15 protein-coding genes are annotated in these 15112 nt (G+C 54.0%); 6 read left to right on the forward strand and 9 right to left on the reverse strand.

Going from position 1 to position 15112, the window contains the following annotated elements; translation table 11 throughout:
• Positions 1-23 precede the first annotated feature (23 nt).
• On the forward strand, positions 24-1139 hold the full coding sequence (locus tag BLT51_RS01605) for an App1 family protein (RefSeq protein ID WP_091279095.1): 1116 nt from the start codon (positions 24-26) through the stop codon (positions 1137-1139).
• Here the strand turns inward: BLT51_RS01605 and BLT51_RS01610 are convergent.
• The 5 genes from BLT51_RS01610 to BLT51_RS01630 all read right to left on the reverse strand — a co-directional run bounded on the left by BLT51_RS01610 (position 1098) and on the right by BLT51_RS01630 (position 3769).
• A complete protein-coding gene (locus BLT51_RS01610) occupies positions 1098-1517 on the reverse strand; it encodes a hypothetical protein (protein WP_091279098.1) in 420 nt (139 codons plus the stop codon). The genes BLT51_RS01605 and BLT51_RS01610 overlap by 42 nt on opposite strands.
• The gene (locus BLT51_RS01615) at positions 1514-1879 is read right to left on the reverse strand and encodes a helix-turn-helix domain-containing protein (protein WP_091279100.1); all 366 of its coding nucleotides are present in this window, start codon (positions 1877-1879) and stop codon (positions 1514-1516) included. The genes BLT51_RS01610 and BLT51_RS01615 overlap by 4 nt, the downstream gene beginning before the upstream one ends.
• Positions 1880-1940: 61 nt before the next feature.
• Positions 1941-2492 (reverse strand): hypothetical protein, encoded by a 552-nt coding sequence (locus tag BLT51_RS01620; protein WP_091279102.1) that lies wholly within the window; start codon positions 2490-2492, stop codon positions 1941-1943.
• Positions 2489-2674: a hypothetical protein gene (locus BLT51_RS01625; RefSeq protein WP_091279106.1), complete on the reverse strand. Its 186-nt coding sequence runs from the start codon at positions 2672-2674 to the stop codon at positions 2489-2491. Before BLT51_RS01625 ends, BLT51_RS01620 begins: the two co-directional genes overlap by 4 nt.
• 69 nt (positions 2675-2743) lie before the next feature.
• Positions 2744-3769: an endonuclease/exonuclease/phosphatase family protein gene (locus BLT51_RS01630; RefSeq protein ID WP_091279108.1), complete on the reverse strand. Its 1026-nt coding sequence runs from the start codon at positions 3767-3769 to the stop codon at positions 2744-2746.
• 159 nt (positions 3770-3928) lie between these two features.
• Here BLT51_RS01630 and hrpA point away from each other — a divergent pair, with 159 nt between their 5' ends.
• From hrpA to BLT51_RS01650, 4 genes are all read left to right on the forward strand, one after another.
• Complete coding sequence (gene hrpA / locus BLT51_RS01635) at positions 3929-8044, forward strand: ATP-dependent RNA helicase HrpA (RefSeq protein WP_091279111.1); 4116 nt, start codon at positions 3929-3931, stop codon at positions 8042-8044.
• Positions 8045-8284: 240 nt separating this feature from the next.
• The gene (locus tag BLT51_RS01640; protein WP_091279113.1) at positions 8285-9202 is read left to right on the forward strand and encodes an ABC transporter substrate-binding protein; all 918 of its coding nucleotides are present in this window, start codon (positions 8285-8287) and stop codon (positions 9200-9202) included.
• A gap of 22 nt (positions 9203-9224) precedes the next feature.
• Entirely contained in the window at positions 9225-10199 is a 975-nt protein-coding gene (locus BLT51_RS01645; RefSeq protein ID WP_091279116.1) for an amino acid ABC transporter permease, read from the forward strand.
• A 57-nt stretch (positions 10200-10256) separates the two neighbouring features.
• A complete protein-coding gene (locus BLT51_RS01650; protein WP_091279117.1) occupies positions 10257-11024 on the forward strand; it encodes an amino acid ABC transporter ATP-binding protein in 768 nt (255 codons plus the stop codon).
• Between the two features lie 12 nt (positions 11025-11036).
• Here BLT51_RS01650 and BLT51_RS01655 read toward each other — a convergent pair whose 3' ends face one another.
• The gene (locus BLT51_RS01655) at positions 11037-11729 is read right to left on the reverse strand and encodes a hypothetical protein (RefSeq protein ID WP_091279120.1); all 693 of its coding nucleotides are present in this window, start codon (positions 11727-11729) and stop codon (positions 11037-11039) included.
• Between the two features lie 104 nt (positions 11730-11833).
• Positions 11834-12736, reverse strand: coding sequence for a GNAT family N-acetyltransferase (locus BLT51_RS01660; protein WP_197672583.1), 903 nt, complete (start codon positions 12734-12736; stop codon positions 11834-11836).
• A 200-nt stretch (positions 12737-12936) separates the two neighbouring features.
• Here BLT51_RS01660 and BLT51_RS01665 point away from each other — a divergent pair, with 200 nt between their 5' ends.
• Positions 12937-13389 (forward strand): SprT-like domain-containing protein, encoded by a 453-nt coding sequence (locus tag BLT51_RS01665; RefSeq protein ID WP_091279121.1) that lies wholly within the window; start codon positions 12937-12939, stop codon positions 13387-13389.
• Positions 13390-13416: 27 nt separating this feature from the next.
• Here BLT51_RS01665 and BLT51_RS01670 read toward each other — a convergent pair whose 3' ends face one another.
• Complete coding sequence (locus tag BLT51_RS01670; RefSeq protein WP_091279124.1) at positions 13417-13986, reverse strand: low molecular weight protein-tyrosine-phosphatase; 570 nt, start codon at positions 13984-13986, stop codon at positions 13417-13419.
• A gap of 124 nt (positions 13987-14110) precedes the next feature.
• Entirely contained in the window at positions 14111-15085 is a 975-nt protein-coding gene (nrdF, locus tag BLT51_RS01675; RefSeq protein ID WP_091279126.1) for a class 1b ribonucleoside-diphosphate reductase subunit beta, read from the reverse strand.
• Positions 15086-15112: the final 27 nt, after the last annotated feature.

A 15112-nucleotide genomic window follows, 5' to 3' on the forward strand; every position in this document is an offset into this window, starting at 1 on the left:
CCGACTTTCGGTAGACTATCCCTATGGGGTTGGCACATTTTGCACGAACGATCGAAGACGCGGTTAACCGCCGTGGCATCGTTAAGCGTCGCCATGCCGGTTGGCTTCCGCAAATCATTGGCTATACCGGATACGGCTCAACCAGTGCGGTTCGAGTGCTTGCTCGTGCAGTTATGGCTGACCCACAAGCTGAGAAAAAACCTTTTGCGCTACCATTCTTACCAAATTTGACACATAAATATGCTGGGAACGTTGTACAAGACATTGCTACCTTAGCCAATGAAAAAGCCGCCGAAGCCGAACGTGGCTGGCGTCAATTCTTCACTACTCAGGTGGGCTTCTTACCTGTTACGGTCATCATTGGTGAGCAAACGATCCGCACTCGGACAGATCGTAGTGGATACTTAGATATCGTCGTCGAAAATCATGGACTTACCCCCGGCTGGCACGAAGCACTCATCATCCCAGCCGCCGGCGAACCCGTCAACGCTCCAATAATGGTCGTCGAGCCGCAAGCCAAACTCGGGCTGATTTCTGATATTGATGACACTATCGTTGTCACCTGGCTACCGCGAGCCATGTTGGCTGCCTGGAACTCTTTCGTCAAACACACGAACACCCGCCAAGCTGTGCCGGGCATGAGCACGTTCTATCAGACGCTCCTTGCTGACGCCCCAGAAGCGCCAGTATTCTATCTATCTACCGGAGCGTGGAACACGTATTCCACATTCTTGAACTTCATTCAGCTCAACGATCTGCCAATCGGCCCCATGCTCCTAACCGACTGGGGTCCCACCCCCACTGGCCTGTTCCGTTCCGGCCAAGAACACAAGAAAAGCCAGCTGCGTAACCTGTTGATTATGTTCCCCAATATTGAGTGGTTCTTAGTTGGCGACGACGGACAAAACGACCCACACATCTATGACGAACTCGCCCGCGAACACCCATCACGGGTACGCGGAATCGCATTGCGCGAACTCAACCCCGTCGAGCATGTGCTATCCCACGGATCGCCCGAAGCCTACCGCAAAGACCGCGACGATAAAGATGCCGAAGGCGACGGCGTTCCAGTTATCCGTGGCAAAGATGGATTCGAGCTAGACGCCCTCGCCCGCCGGCATGGTTTCACGATCTTTTAACATAAGTGGAATCGCTGGAATATCTATCATTCCACATAACTGAGAAACATATACCCGCACATACGGCAAAACATCAGAAACTACTTGCCCTGAAAGAAAACTCTCCCAGTCATAGTCTTTCGGCAACGCACTAAGATCATCCTCAGAATGATAAATTCCACGCACGTGTATATTTACGTTGGCAATTTGAGTTTTAATCAAAAACTCAACATCAACTAGTAGCTCGTTATTAATAGCTTGCGGAACGTAGAAACTAATATTAGTTTCTACGTTCAGCTTGTCCGCTTGGTCAATCTGGACATTTTCTGAACGAATGAGATTTTCTACTCCAGATTTCACTACTTTGACATGCTCTAAGGCTATTTTGTCAAGCGTCACGCCAAAACCTTATCAGTGTATTGAACAGTATATTTATTTTTTCCGTATTGCAGATGCGGCATTTCTTGGTACGTGGTTACATCTTGGATAACGTGGCGTATTTCAGCATCTAAAACTAGTTGATATTCGATACTTACCCCAACAATACGTGCATATCGGCGAATAGTTTGCTGCGTAGGATTAGTCTGCCCTGATTCAAAACGTGAAATAGTCGACTGGCTAACGGACATTTTCTGCGCAATATCCGCCTGTTCAATGCCTAATTTTTTACGGATTTCTACTAGGTCAGAAATAAGTTGCCAATCGCGCTTATTTTGTTCCCGTCGTTTCCGGATGGATTCACGTCTTTTTTGATTCAACATACCCCCCCCCTTTCACTATATGCAACTGATGCATATAGTGAATATATCCTATGTCTACTCACTAGACAACAGGAAAGTTCTCAACCCATGAGTCACATCTATCCATTGCCGTTGCCATAAAGTCATTCTGCATACTATTAAGCCTGCTATTACCATCTTGTTTAACATGCATCAACAAAGTCACAATCCCCGTAAAAGGTGGCTGCTCAGGTTCAACCACATAGATACGAATCCGATATTTGTACGCCCCAAGTTCATACGGCTCACGCAGTCGAATTTCAATCAGCCCCGGTTGCGATTGAGTTTCCGTGACATCAGCACGGCGTCCATAACTCAGTTTCCCGAATGCCACTCTTTCAAATTGGTCCTCCGCACCTATTAGCTCATCAATTTCTTCATCAGAGATATGGATATCCACTCCGGCAAAATCCTCAAGGAACGAACCCAACTCTAGAATGTCAAGCATCACCCAGCAGTCATCCGGAAGCTCATCACTTAGCGGCAACCAATCAATATTTTCACTTTCCCCACCAGCGTGACGGATCCGGTAACTTGCTAATTCAACTGGCGAGTTACAGCACCTTACAGCCCCCGTTGCTGGTACAAAATTCACATCTCGTCCTCAACAATAATCTCATCAACCGTGTCACGGCTTGGCGCAGTGAAGTCAGCAAGCGGAGAAGAATTCCACAGCTTTGATGCCACATCAACAATCTGCTCATAGCGTTCATGGCCTGCCTTGGCACCCAAGACGTAGGCACCCCCAGCAATAATCAGTGTTCGCATTAACCGCATAATAATCCTCTTTCCCGTGACGTACTACGGACGCCAGCATTTATCCACAATACTTTTGTTCTCTTCAGTCTACTTCGTTGGAGTGAGCCTAACCAAGAGTCCGCGGTGATCTGATTCGCCGACTTTCACGATTGCCGCATCGGTTCCCCGATAGCTGTGGCCATCGTGAAGTACCCGATCGATCGGCGCCGATAACCCTGCCGGCATGGTGGCCGGCCAGGTACCAACCGCACCTGAACCGGCGTCACGCGCACCATCTCCACAAGAAAAACCATGAGCCATTTGATGATCGATCGTGGAATTAAAATCGCCCGCCATAATGAAGTTTGATTTCCCGCATTGTTCATACACTGCACGAGTTTGCGAACGCCACTGTTCCATCAACGCAGGAACCGGAGCAATCGGATGGACACCGATAAATTCTGGACCCTCACCGGACACTGGCCGGGCCACTACTGCAGCCGAACCAGCCGGGGCGTCATCACTTTGTTCATACTCACCAAGCGCGACTGAAACAAGAAGAACAGTTGAGCGAAATTCCGGATCGTATTGGGAGGTATGTGTATCGAACTGTTGAAAATTCAGTCCTTGGGAAGCCAACAACTCCGCAACTTCGCGGCCCCGCTTGTGTGCGGTCTCCGGCAACACAACCACATCAACACCATTGGTTTCAACGAGCTGGGAGATCTGCTCCGCCGTCGTCTTTCCGCCAAGAGTGTTGTACGTCAATACGGTAATATCACTGTTACCCGCCGATGCCATCGCCACACCGCGATCCGGCGCTAACTGATGTGGTTTAGCCACCCCGCGTTCTAGCAACAGCCCAAACTGCAACATACTCGCAATCAGCAACACCCCGGCCAAACTGCCCGCGATGCGACCCATGTTCAAAAGCTTGTAGCGTACCAGCGCAAAAACAGCCAAGATCACCGCACCGAAAAGGAGCACTGCACCAATCCAGAAACGCATCGATAGGATCTGGGCGAATGGCAGGGCCAACGCATAGTCACTCAGATAAGGGGCTAGGTCCGGGCGGAACAACACCAACGCAATTCCAGCAATAACTAGCGAAACTAGTGCCCACACAAATTTCATAATCCCTCCAAAAACACAAGCAGGAACAAGTCTAGACCAACCATTGCCGCCATCATTCCATCACCCACCGGGGAACTGCCATGAGGCACGTCTCCTTGCCCACACCGCCACTTCCTGCGTCACTGACAAGTTGCCGGGAACGTGCGAAAATAGAAGACGATGTCTACCGAAAAACGCCACTCAGTCAACCGCCGTCGTCCCCGCCACCAGGCTCGCACCCAGCGCGGGCCACGCCCGTTCACCCCAGAACAAATCGTTGCCCGCAAAGCCAGCGTCCCAGACATCACCTACCCAGAACAACTCCCCGTCTCTGCCCGGCGCACCGACATTATGGCCGCCATCGCCACCAATCAAGTCGTGATTATCGCGGGCGAAACCGGCTCCGGTAAAACCACTCAGCTACCCAAAATGTGCCTGGAGCTCGGGCGTGGAATCACCGGGATGATCGGCCATACCCAGCCCCGCCGGCTTGCGGCACGCGCCGTCGCCACCCGTATCAGCGACGAACTTGGGGTCGAAATGGGTGGTGCGATCGGCTTCCATGTGCGATTCACCGAACACGTCTCCCCCAACACGCTGGTCAAACTCATGACCGACGGTATTTTGCTGGCTGAGATCCAGTCCGATCCGATGCTGCGCCGCTACGACACCATCATTATCGACGAAGCCCACGAACGCTCCCTCAACATCGACTTCCTGCTCGGCTACCTCGCCCAGCTCCTACCCCAACGCCCCGACCTCAAACTCATCATCACCTCCGCCACCATCGATTCGCAACGCTTCGCCGAACATTTCGGGCGGTATATGCACGGCGGCGGCCCCGGCGTCGTCGCACCAATGATTGAAGTTTCTGGGCGCACGTTCCCGGTCGACATTCGGTACCGTCCGCTCGGGATAGATACTGACGACGACGAAGCCCCGTCCGCTGATGACCCGATTACCGGAATCGTGGACGCCGCGCATGAGCTGATGAACGAAGGCCCCGGAGATATCCTCGTCTTTTTGTCCGGCGAAGGCGAAATCCGCGAAACCCTCAAGGCTTTCCGGGACGATCTCGGCCCGAAATTCCTGGCCGCTGGCGAACACAGTAACGTGCCGGGCGCCGTCGAAATCCTGCCACTATTTGCTCGGTTATCCTCTGCCGAACAGCAACGCATCTTCCAAGCACATTCACATCGGCGGATAGTTCTGGCCACTAATATTGCTGAAACGTCTTTGACTGTGCCGGGAATCCGTTATGTGATCGACCCGGGAACTGCACGTATTTCGCGGTATTCGCCACGAACCAAGGTGCAGCGCCTACCGATTGAGCCGATTTCGCAGGCTTCTGCGAATCAGCGTTCGGGACGTTCTGGGCGTGTAGCGGACGGTATCGCTATCCGGCTCTACTCTGAAGAGGACTTCGCCTCCCGGCCAGAATTTACCGAACCGGAAATTCAACGCACCTCGCTCGCTGCGGTTATTCTACAGATGGCGTCGCTTGGCCTAGGCACAGTTGCTGATTTCCCGTTCATCGATCCGCCGGACTTGAAGGCCGTGCGGGCTGGTATCCAACTGTTGGAAGAAATCGGCGCGCTTGAACCCGATACCCGCACCCCGATTCTCACCAAAATCGGACGCAAACTTGCCCGGTTGCCGATCGATCCACGCTTGGGACGTATGCTGCTTGCCGCCGTCGACAACGGCGCCGCCACCGAAGTGCTGGTGCTAGTTGCCGCAATGTCAGTCCAAGATGTCCGCGAGCGCCCAGCCGAATATAAGGCCCAAGCAGATCAGCTCCACGCCCGCTTCACTGAGCCCAGTTCGGACTTTTTGGCTTACCTGAACCTGTGGCGGTATTTACGTACCCAACAACGAGACCTGTCTGGTTCGGCATTTCGGCGGTTGTGCCGGGCCGAGCACCTGAACTGGTTGCGGTTCCGCGAGTGGCAAGACGTCGTCGCCCAACTGCGTGAACTTGCTAAACCACTCGGCATTACGTTGAAAAATATTGCGTTGCCGTCCGCGGCGCAGATCCGCCAAGCACGCGAAACCCACAACGACGTCAGCCACAACCGCGATGTTACGCATGCGGTCAAAGCGGTGGGAGCTTCAGCCGATGCACCCGCTGCCGACGCGATTCACCGGTCACTCCTTGTTGGGCTACTGTCCAACATCGGAACGTTTGACCAGCGCAAGCGCGATTATCTAGGCGCGCGTGGTACCCACTTCGTGGCTTGGCCGGGATCTGGGCTTGCCAAGCGCACCCCAGATTGGGTGATGGCCGCCGAGCTGGTGGAAACATCCCGCCTTTTTGCCCGGACCATCGCAAAAATCGATCCGGCCTGGATCGAGCGCGTTGGAGCACATCTCATCAAACGAACCTATTCAGATCCATTCTGGTCCACCCGGGATGGCGCCGCCAAAGTCCACGAAAAAGTCCTGTTATATGGTCTAACTATCACAGCTGACCGGCAAGTGTTGCTGTCTTCTGTTGGTACGCCGTCGGCACGCGAACTTGCTCGCGAGATGTTCATTCGCCACGCACTGGTAGAAGGCCAGTGGCGAACCCATCACCGCTTCGTTAAAGACAACCAAGATGCGTTGGCGCAGGCGCACGAAGTCGAAGAACGGTTGCGTAGCCACGGGCTGGTAGCAGACGAGGACGCCCAATACGTGTTCTTCGATGAACGCATACCAGACAACATCGTCTCTGCCCGGCACTTTGATACTTGGTGGAAAAAAGAGCGCCACAACCGCCCCGATCTGCTAACGTTCACCCAAGAATTTTTACTTGGCGAAACAACCGCATCGGACGATGACTTCCCAACCGAATGGATCCACGGCGATATCACCTTACCGATCGACTACACCTTTGTGCCCGGCTCACACGCAGACGGACTCACTATTGACGTGCCGATAACTCTGCTTCCGCAACTCACCGATGACGGCTTCGACTGGCTCGTTCCCGGCATGCTCGACGAACTCGTCATTGCAACCATTCGCGCGCTTCCCAAACGGATTCGCCGCAACCTCGTGCCGGCGCCCGATGCTGCCCGGCAGATTCGCGCCAAACTCCCTGATTGGGATAGTGTGGCACACGGCCAACCTGACGCGATCAGCTTCCAAGACGCATTCACGGCAGCTGCACGGGACCTGCGCGGGATCGATATTGACGCCGACTCCTGGGCGGATGTTGTTCTTCCGGCACACTTGACGATCAACTTCCGGGTCCGCTCCGAACGCGGCGCCGTGCTAGACGAAGGCACATCTATCCACTATCTGCAGCGTTCTCTTGCTCCGCAGACGCGCACCGCCGTCGAACACGTTGTCAAAAAAGCCGTCACCCAAGCCCTCGAAGCAGACTCAACCGAGCCCGGAATGACCGAGGCACTTACCCGCCGCAACCTCACTACCTGGCCCGAGCTCGACGGTGACGACATCCCCGCCAACATCGAAACGACCGGCACTCATGGGTTAACGATTCGGGGCTATCCGGCACTGATCGAAACACCTGGGAAAGCTGGGTTCACGGTAGAACTGCGGGTATTGGCAGAACCGGCAGAACAAGTGCGCGACCATCGCAACGGAGTTATCCGACTCCTTGCCATCGAGCTCGCCCTGCCCGAAGCCCGCGTCACTAGCCGGTGGACCGGACGCGAATCCTTAGCAATGGCCGCTTCCCCGTACCCGTCCACGAGCGCGCTCATCACTGATCTACATGTTGCCGCTATTCGCAACCTCGCCGATCAGTGGGCTCAGGAAAATAAGAAACCGTTGGGTACGCTGCGGAACCGTGGCGACTATGAGGCGCTACGCACCTGGCTGCGTGACCGATTCGAGGACGAAATCTATCGGATCGCGCAGATCGTGGTACGAATTTTGGAAGCCTATGGGGAGGTCGACAGTGTCTTGCGCACAACGTCCTCGCTGGCACTGATCAATACAGTGACTGATGTTCGCGACTACGTGACACGGCTCGTTTCCGATGGGTTCATTCGAACCACCCCAGGCGAATACCTTGCGCATGTGCCGCGCTACCTCAATGCTGCGCGGATTCGGCTAGAGAAAGCGCCAACGAATCCGGCTGACGATTCGTTGGCATGGCAGGTTGGCGAGATAAGCGACGAAGTTGAAAAAGAACGGCAAGCGATGGGGAGCTATGATCCGCAACGAGCCGCAGCCTTGGTCAAAGCCCGGTGGATGGTTGAGGAACTGCGCGTTTCGCTGTTTGCTCAGCAGCTCGGCACCAGCGGCAAGGTTTCCGTGCAACGGATCCGGAAGCTGTTGCAGTAGGCCGGGGCTGGCTACCGCACTGTGCGTAAAACTCGGCAATAGCGCAAACCTCGGCCATATACGTCTAGGTTTGCGCTATTGCCGAGTTTGCCTAACGCCTACATAACCGAATCTCCAACTGTGCCCTATCTTACCCACCAAAAATTGCATAACTATACATTCAACCGTATATACTTTCATTAACGGCACGGTTTAGCTAAGCGTAGTGCCAACCGAACAATCCATCCGCGAGGAGAAACCATGAAAACCCTGAAATTCACCGCTGCCGCAGCGGCACTTCTGTTCACCCTGGGCGCTTGTGGCTCCGACGCCGGAACGTCATCCACCACCGATGCCACCGACGCCGTAGCTACTTCCGGCGACGTCCGCGCAACCGATGTATCCCACATTGAAAAAGTTGATGACATCGCAGCACTACTGCCAGAATCCGTCACCAAGGATGGAAAACTCACGATCGGCACTAACGCGTTCTACGCTCCGGCCGAATTCTATGCTGAAGACGGCACCACTATGCAAGGCTTCGACGTTGACCTAGCCAACGCACTCGGTAAGGTCCTCGGCCTTGAAGTCACCATGGAAAACGCTGAGTTTGCCGCGGTTATCCCAGGCATCGGGAAAACCTATGAAGCTGGTATTGCTGCGATTTCGGTAAACCCAGAACGCCAAGAAGCCGTTGATTTAACTCAGTACTATGAAGCGGGTTTGCAGTGGGCAGTCCCATCTGGCAACCCAAAGAAGTTTGATCCGGCAGACGTGTGCGGCAAGGTGGTCGGCGTTCAAACCGGCACCGCACAAGATGAATACTTAACCGAACTAAACACCACCAACTGCAAAGACAAGCCTGTTCAGATCCAACGGCAGTCCGAACAGCCACGGATCAGCCTCGAACTAGCCCAAGGCCAGCTCGACGCCATGTTTGCGGACACTCCAGTTATTGACTTCGCTATTTTGCAGACTAACAAGCAGATTGAAAAGATCGGCAAACCAATCGACGTCGTCGGTCTCGCAATCGCAACCCCGAAGGGCGACCCAACCACCGAAGCTATCGACAAGGCCCTCCAACACCTCATCGACACCGGCGAACTCGCCAAGATCTTCGAAACCTGGGGAATCAAGGATGGCGTTGCCACCTCTGTTGCCCTCAACCCAGCCAAATAACAACCACTAGCCAGGACGAATCATGCCGTCACAGAACACTCCGGAATTGATCCACGCAGTCCCCGTCCGCCATTGGGGGCGCTGGATTTCAGCAGCGATCGTCGCCGTCATCGCCTACGCGATCCTCAACCAGCTCATCACAAATCCACAATTCCAGTGGAGCGTCGTGTGGGATAACCTCTTCAAGATGCAGATCTTGAAAGGTGTGGCGTGGACGCTAGCGTTGACCGTGGCTGCGATGGCGTTAGGTATTCTTCTAGCAGTGACGATGGCGATTATGCGGCGGTCGGACAATCCGGTGTTGCGGTCAGTAGCAACTGGATACATCTGGTTCTTCCGTGGCACCCCGATCTACACCCAGCTGATTTTCTGGGGACTGATCGGGACGCTGTTCCCAACGATCACGGTCGGCATTCCGCACGTGGTAGATTTCTTCACCTTCGCACCGAATTCTATTTTTGCAGAACGCCAGTACACGATGTTCTTATTCGCCGTGCTTGGGCTCGGCATCAACGAAGGCGCTTACTTGGCGGAGATCGTCCGGTCGGGTTTGAACTCGGTGGATCCTGGCCAAGAGGAAGCCGCGAAGGCGCTGGGCATGAGCAGTGGCATGATTATGCGGCGGATTATTTTGCCGCAAGCAATGCGTGTGATTGTGCCACCAACAGGCAATGAGACAATTTCGATGTTGAAGACGACGTCGTTGGTGACGGCGGTGCCATTGTCCCTAGAGCTCACCCACGTAACTAACGCGAGTGGTTTCTCTTCCTTCCAGCCGATTCCGTTCTTACTGGTGGCAGCGATCTGGTATCTGTCAATCACGTCGGTGTTGATGGTTGGCCAGTATTATGTGGAGAAGTTCTACGGGCGTGGGTCGGCTGATGATTCGGCCGCTTCGAATGGCCGTGGTGCGAAGAAAACTCGTGCTGGCCGCCAGGCTGCGATCAATGCGTCGCAAACGACTATGGACGATCCGTTCGTGGAGTACACTCCGTGATTGGGGCTGTTTCACTGTCCTTCTCTATAAGCCAACTGTTATTTCAGGATTATTACAATGAGTCAACTCCCCAAAGTCAGCGTTAGTGACGTTCATAAGTTCTTCGGCGATCTGCATGTTCTCAAAGGCGTTTCGTTTACTGTCCAGCCGGGCACGGTCACCTCGATTCTGGGCCCGTCTGGGTCTGGTAAGTCGACGATGCTACGGTGCGTCAATCTACTGGAGACTATTCAAGCCGGATCGATTCATGTTGATGGAACGCTGATGGGTTTCCGGGAAAAAGACGGCAAGCTGTATGAGCTGACGGCGAAAGAGGCAGCCGCGCAGCGTGCCAAGATCGGCATGGTGTTCCAACGCTTTAATCTGTTCCCGCATAAGACCGCGTTGGAGAACGTGATGGAAGCGCCGGTTCATGTCCTTGGCAAATCTGCCGAGCAGGCTCGGGAGCAGGCGAAGAAGCTACTTGACCGGGTTGGGTTGGCAGACCGCATGGATCATTATCCGGCGGAGCTCTCCGGTGGTCAGCAGCAACGTGTGGCGATTGCGCGCGCGTTGGCGATGGAGCCAGAGTTGATGTTGTTCGATGAGCCGACGTCGGCACTGGATCCGGAGTTGGTAGGCGAAGTTCTTTCCGTTATGCAGAATTTGGCAGCTGAAGGCATGACGATGGTTGTGGTCACGCACGAAATGGGGTTCGCCCGCGAAGTGTCTGACCAGGTGATCGTCATGGACGACGGCAAGATTATCGAAGCCGGTTCCCCGGACGATGTTTTCGAGCGTCCTCAAAGTGCGCGCGCAAAGGAGTTCTTCACCCGCGTGGTGTAATACGTGGTGTGATTACCCCAACCCGCGCAACGAGCCGACGAACACCATCGCCAGAAATGTGGCTGTGCCGGCACTGGCCCACCATTGGATGGCGGCTGTACGTGGGATACGTTCTAGCGGGCCGCGCCTAATAGGCAATATTTCAGCCTTGTTAGCGAGTATTCGCGGATGCTTGGCGAGCTTGTCCATCAGCTCTTGCTGCTCAGCCGTAGCTTCACCTTCTGCGAGTTGCCCGATTCCAGGTTCTGGCTGGAATAGTGGCAGTAGAGTCCCTACCGGTGGTTCGACGACATCGCGTCCCGACTGCGCCTGAATCGTCACCATCGATCGGAATGATGGCCCACCATCAACAGGCATCGCCACCACTGGAACAAGGATTCCACGCCGGCCGCCGCTACGAACTTCCCGCCCGAGGGTTGATTCGGTTGTTCCCAGGACACGTGCAACTACCGCAGTTGGCTCAATAAGTGGCGGCTGCCAGATTCGCCAACAAATGTAGACTATGACGCCGAGTATCGCAGCTGGAATAAGCACATAGAGCATCCGTGCTAACGGAACTTCGTCAATGAACAACAGCATTCCAACGACTGCACCAAACAAAAATCCCATCATAATAGCCGCACTGATACGGCGAGCAGTATCGATGGGCCGGTTTGCCGGCACGGCGGCACGACTCATTCGTAAAATCAGATCAGTTCCAGACATAGTGTTTATTATATCGTTCCCCTCCGACATCCTTTGCTGCACACTTCAACGCCCTCTTGATCATTGCGCTAGAAGCTGCCCAACGGTTAACGGCGGATACATCGTCAACCACAATGGTTCGAGAACGAACCCCAATGCTTTTTATTCATTCGTAGCGAAGCTTGATTAATACTGGCCCCACCAGTCCCCCACCGGCGCACACCACCGGCATACATTCCAAGAACCGAAGCAGATTTCATCGCTTTTGCCACGCCTCGCCGTCGATAATCTGGGTGCACACTTGTTCGGTCTACTTCCCAGCGTTCCCCAGCATCAAACACAATACTGAAACCAACCAGCTGGTCACCCTTAAACGCACCCCATGCCCGGGCATTGCGATCAGCAATGTTAACGCCAAAATTGTCTGGCAACGGCTCATGATGAGACGCCGGAGTGGATGGAAAATCTGGAGCAACTAATCGGTCAAGCGTATAGAGATTAGCAAGATCATCACCAGTCAGTTCGCGTATCTGGAATCCAGCCCGGACAGTATCGTCAACATATCGATGATAAGACGATAAGTCAGCGTCGTCGTCGAGAAAAAGGCGCGCACCCCACGACGTCGAACCAACCGTCCAACCTGCCTGGTTTAGCTGATGAACCTCTGGCGAATCTTCGCGCAAAATCCGCGGATCACCCGCGAAATCTGCCGCCGGTTTCAAAAAGCCTACCGGAAGTTCACCCCCATAAATGTGTGGGAATTTTTCGGATTGTGGATTGTCGGGATCCCCTGGCTCGTAACGAATCTCGTGACCAGCCTGATGCAGTTCACTATCATCAATGTCGACGACGAACGCGTCCGCACGGTCCGAATACAGAAATTTTGCGACGGCAATGACTTGCTTGAGCGAACCGCTGGCATGCACATAGCCCACGGATCCGATGTCGTTGCCTCGAGTTGAATGCCTATAGGTTCCATTTTCTACGGCGAGCTTCCAGTCTTCAGGCAAAATAATATGAAAAACCATACCGACACTCTAGCATTCGGCTCGACGCTACCTCCCCATACCGTTCTGCGAATCAATAGGACTTTTGCCGTGAGCCGGTCGAGGTTCATCCGTACAAAATCTCGCCCAACGAAACGGTAGTCCCCTATAGTGTGCTACCGTGCTGGATCTCGAGATTTTGAACGTGCACAGTCTGCCATCAACACCGATACCATAGAATGGTGGATATCGAAAAAGCGCGCGCACTTGCACAAGATTTACTGGCGGCTCATGGCCTGACCGACTGGTCTTTTGCCTTTGATCGTGCCAAGCGCCGGGCAGGAGCCGCCCACTTCGCAGACAAAAAGATTACGTTGTCCCGCGCAATCGCCGAAGCGGCCGATGAGCAGGTTGTCCGCGATACTATATTGCACGAAATCGCGCATGCCTTGGTCGGACCAAAGCATCACCACGATCGGCACTGGCGTGAGGTGTGTATCCGCATCGGCGGGTCAGGACATGCACAGCTCAGGAATGCACCCCATATTCCTGGAGCATGGATTGGAACCTGCCCAGCCGGCCACACAATAGAACGCTTCCGCCGGCCAACCCGGCTCATGAGCTGCGCCCGATGTAATCCAAGTTTTTCACCCGAGTATCAATTTGTATGGCACCGCCGGGAAAAGGAGGGTTAGCCAGCATCTGGGGTTAACCAGCCAGGCTCACCCTTGCACCCACGTCACGACCCCACGAGCACCCGCTTCGATCATTGCCAGCGTGTCATAGAAGCCGGAGGCATCCCCGAACCACGGATCGAGCACATCCAAATCGCCGCTAGAGGTATAAAAATCCGAACCTCGTCCAGCTTTAACTTTTTCTTGGCCTTCAAGCGGACCGCCTGGACCAAAAGCCCCCGCGTCAGCCGGCGGAACAGTTCCATCAAATTCGCGCCACAGGTGGATTCGGGAAATATGATCTTCCCCGAGTCCAGCAGCAAGCATCATCCGGCGCAATGCCCGGGCGTGCCCAGTCGTCATCGCCAAAACTAGATCTGCCTGTGAAAGTTCGGCTGCTGTGGCTTGGTGAGCATAATGGTCGCGCGGCACCTCATAGTCGTGTTCTCGCAACACGGCCTGCGCCCGCCGATCAATCGGATTCCCAGTTTCCTCAGTAGACACCCCAGCCGACGTCACTTCCGCGACAACCTCAGCCTGTTCCACATAGTGACGCAACACAATCTCACCCATCGGTGAACGGCAAATATTACCGGTACACACAACCAAAATCTTCATATCATTCCTTCTTATACGGTCAGCAGCCATCTTTTACCTACACAAAATCTCGGGATACCGAACAACAGTGCCTTATAGCGCACTACCGTATCGGATCCCGAGATTTTGCACGGACGGACAGCGATCAGAAGTCCCAGTCTTCGTCCTCAGTAGCTTCGGCAGTACCGATCACATAGGACGAGCCCGATCCACTAAAGAAGTCATGGTTTTCATCCGCATTCGGCGAAAGAGCAGCCAAGATTGCCGGATTAACCGCGGTCTGGTCTGCCGGGAAAAGCGCCTCATAGCCCAAGTTCATCAGCGCCTTATTGGCGTTGTAACGCAGGAACATTTTAACGTCGTCGGTTAACCCCATTTCGTCATACAATGATTCGGTGTAGCCTTCTTCGTTTTCATACAGGTCTTCAAGTATTGAATACGTGTAGTCTTTCAGCTCTGCCTGACGTTCCGGGGATGACTTCTTCACTGCCTGCTGGTACTTATAGCCAATGTAGTATCCATGTACAGCCTCATCGCGAATAATGAGCCGGATGAGATCCGCCGTGTTCGTCAGCTTGGCGTGCGCACTCCAGTACATCGGCGCATAGAACCCGGAATAGAACAGGAAGGATTCGAGCATGGTTGAAGCAACTTTGCGTTTTTCCGGATCGTCCCCACGATAGTATGACAGAACGATATGTGCCTTCTTCTGCAGGTATTCGTTTTCTTCCGACCACCGGAACGTTTCTTCGATTTCCTGCGAGGAATTGAGGGTGGAGAAGATCGATGAATAGGATTTAGCGTGGACTGATTCCATGAACGCGATATTGGTGTAGACCGCTTCTTCGTGCGGGGTTATCGCGTCTGGAATGAGAGAGATAGCTCCTACTGTTCCTTGGACGGTGTCAAGCAGGGTGAGCCCGGTGAAAACGCGGGTGGTCATGAGCTGTTCATGTGGCTTAAGCGTGTTCCAGGATTGGATATCGTTTGAGAGCGGGATTTTCTCTGGTAGCCAGAAGTTTCCCGTGAGACGATCCCAGACTTCTTGGTCTTTTTCGTCTTCGATTTTGTTCCAGTTGATGGCCTGGACGGAATCGATTAGCTTAATTTTTTCGCTCATGTTGTTCTCCCCCTGTATGTGTTTGTT

The organism is Arcanobacterium phocae, from assembly GCF_900105865.1.
Lineage (GTDB): Bacteria > Actinomycetota > Actinomycetes > Actinomycetales > Actinomycetaceae > Arcanobacterium > Arcanobacterium phocae.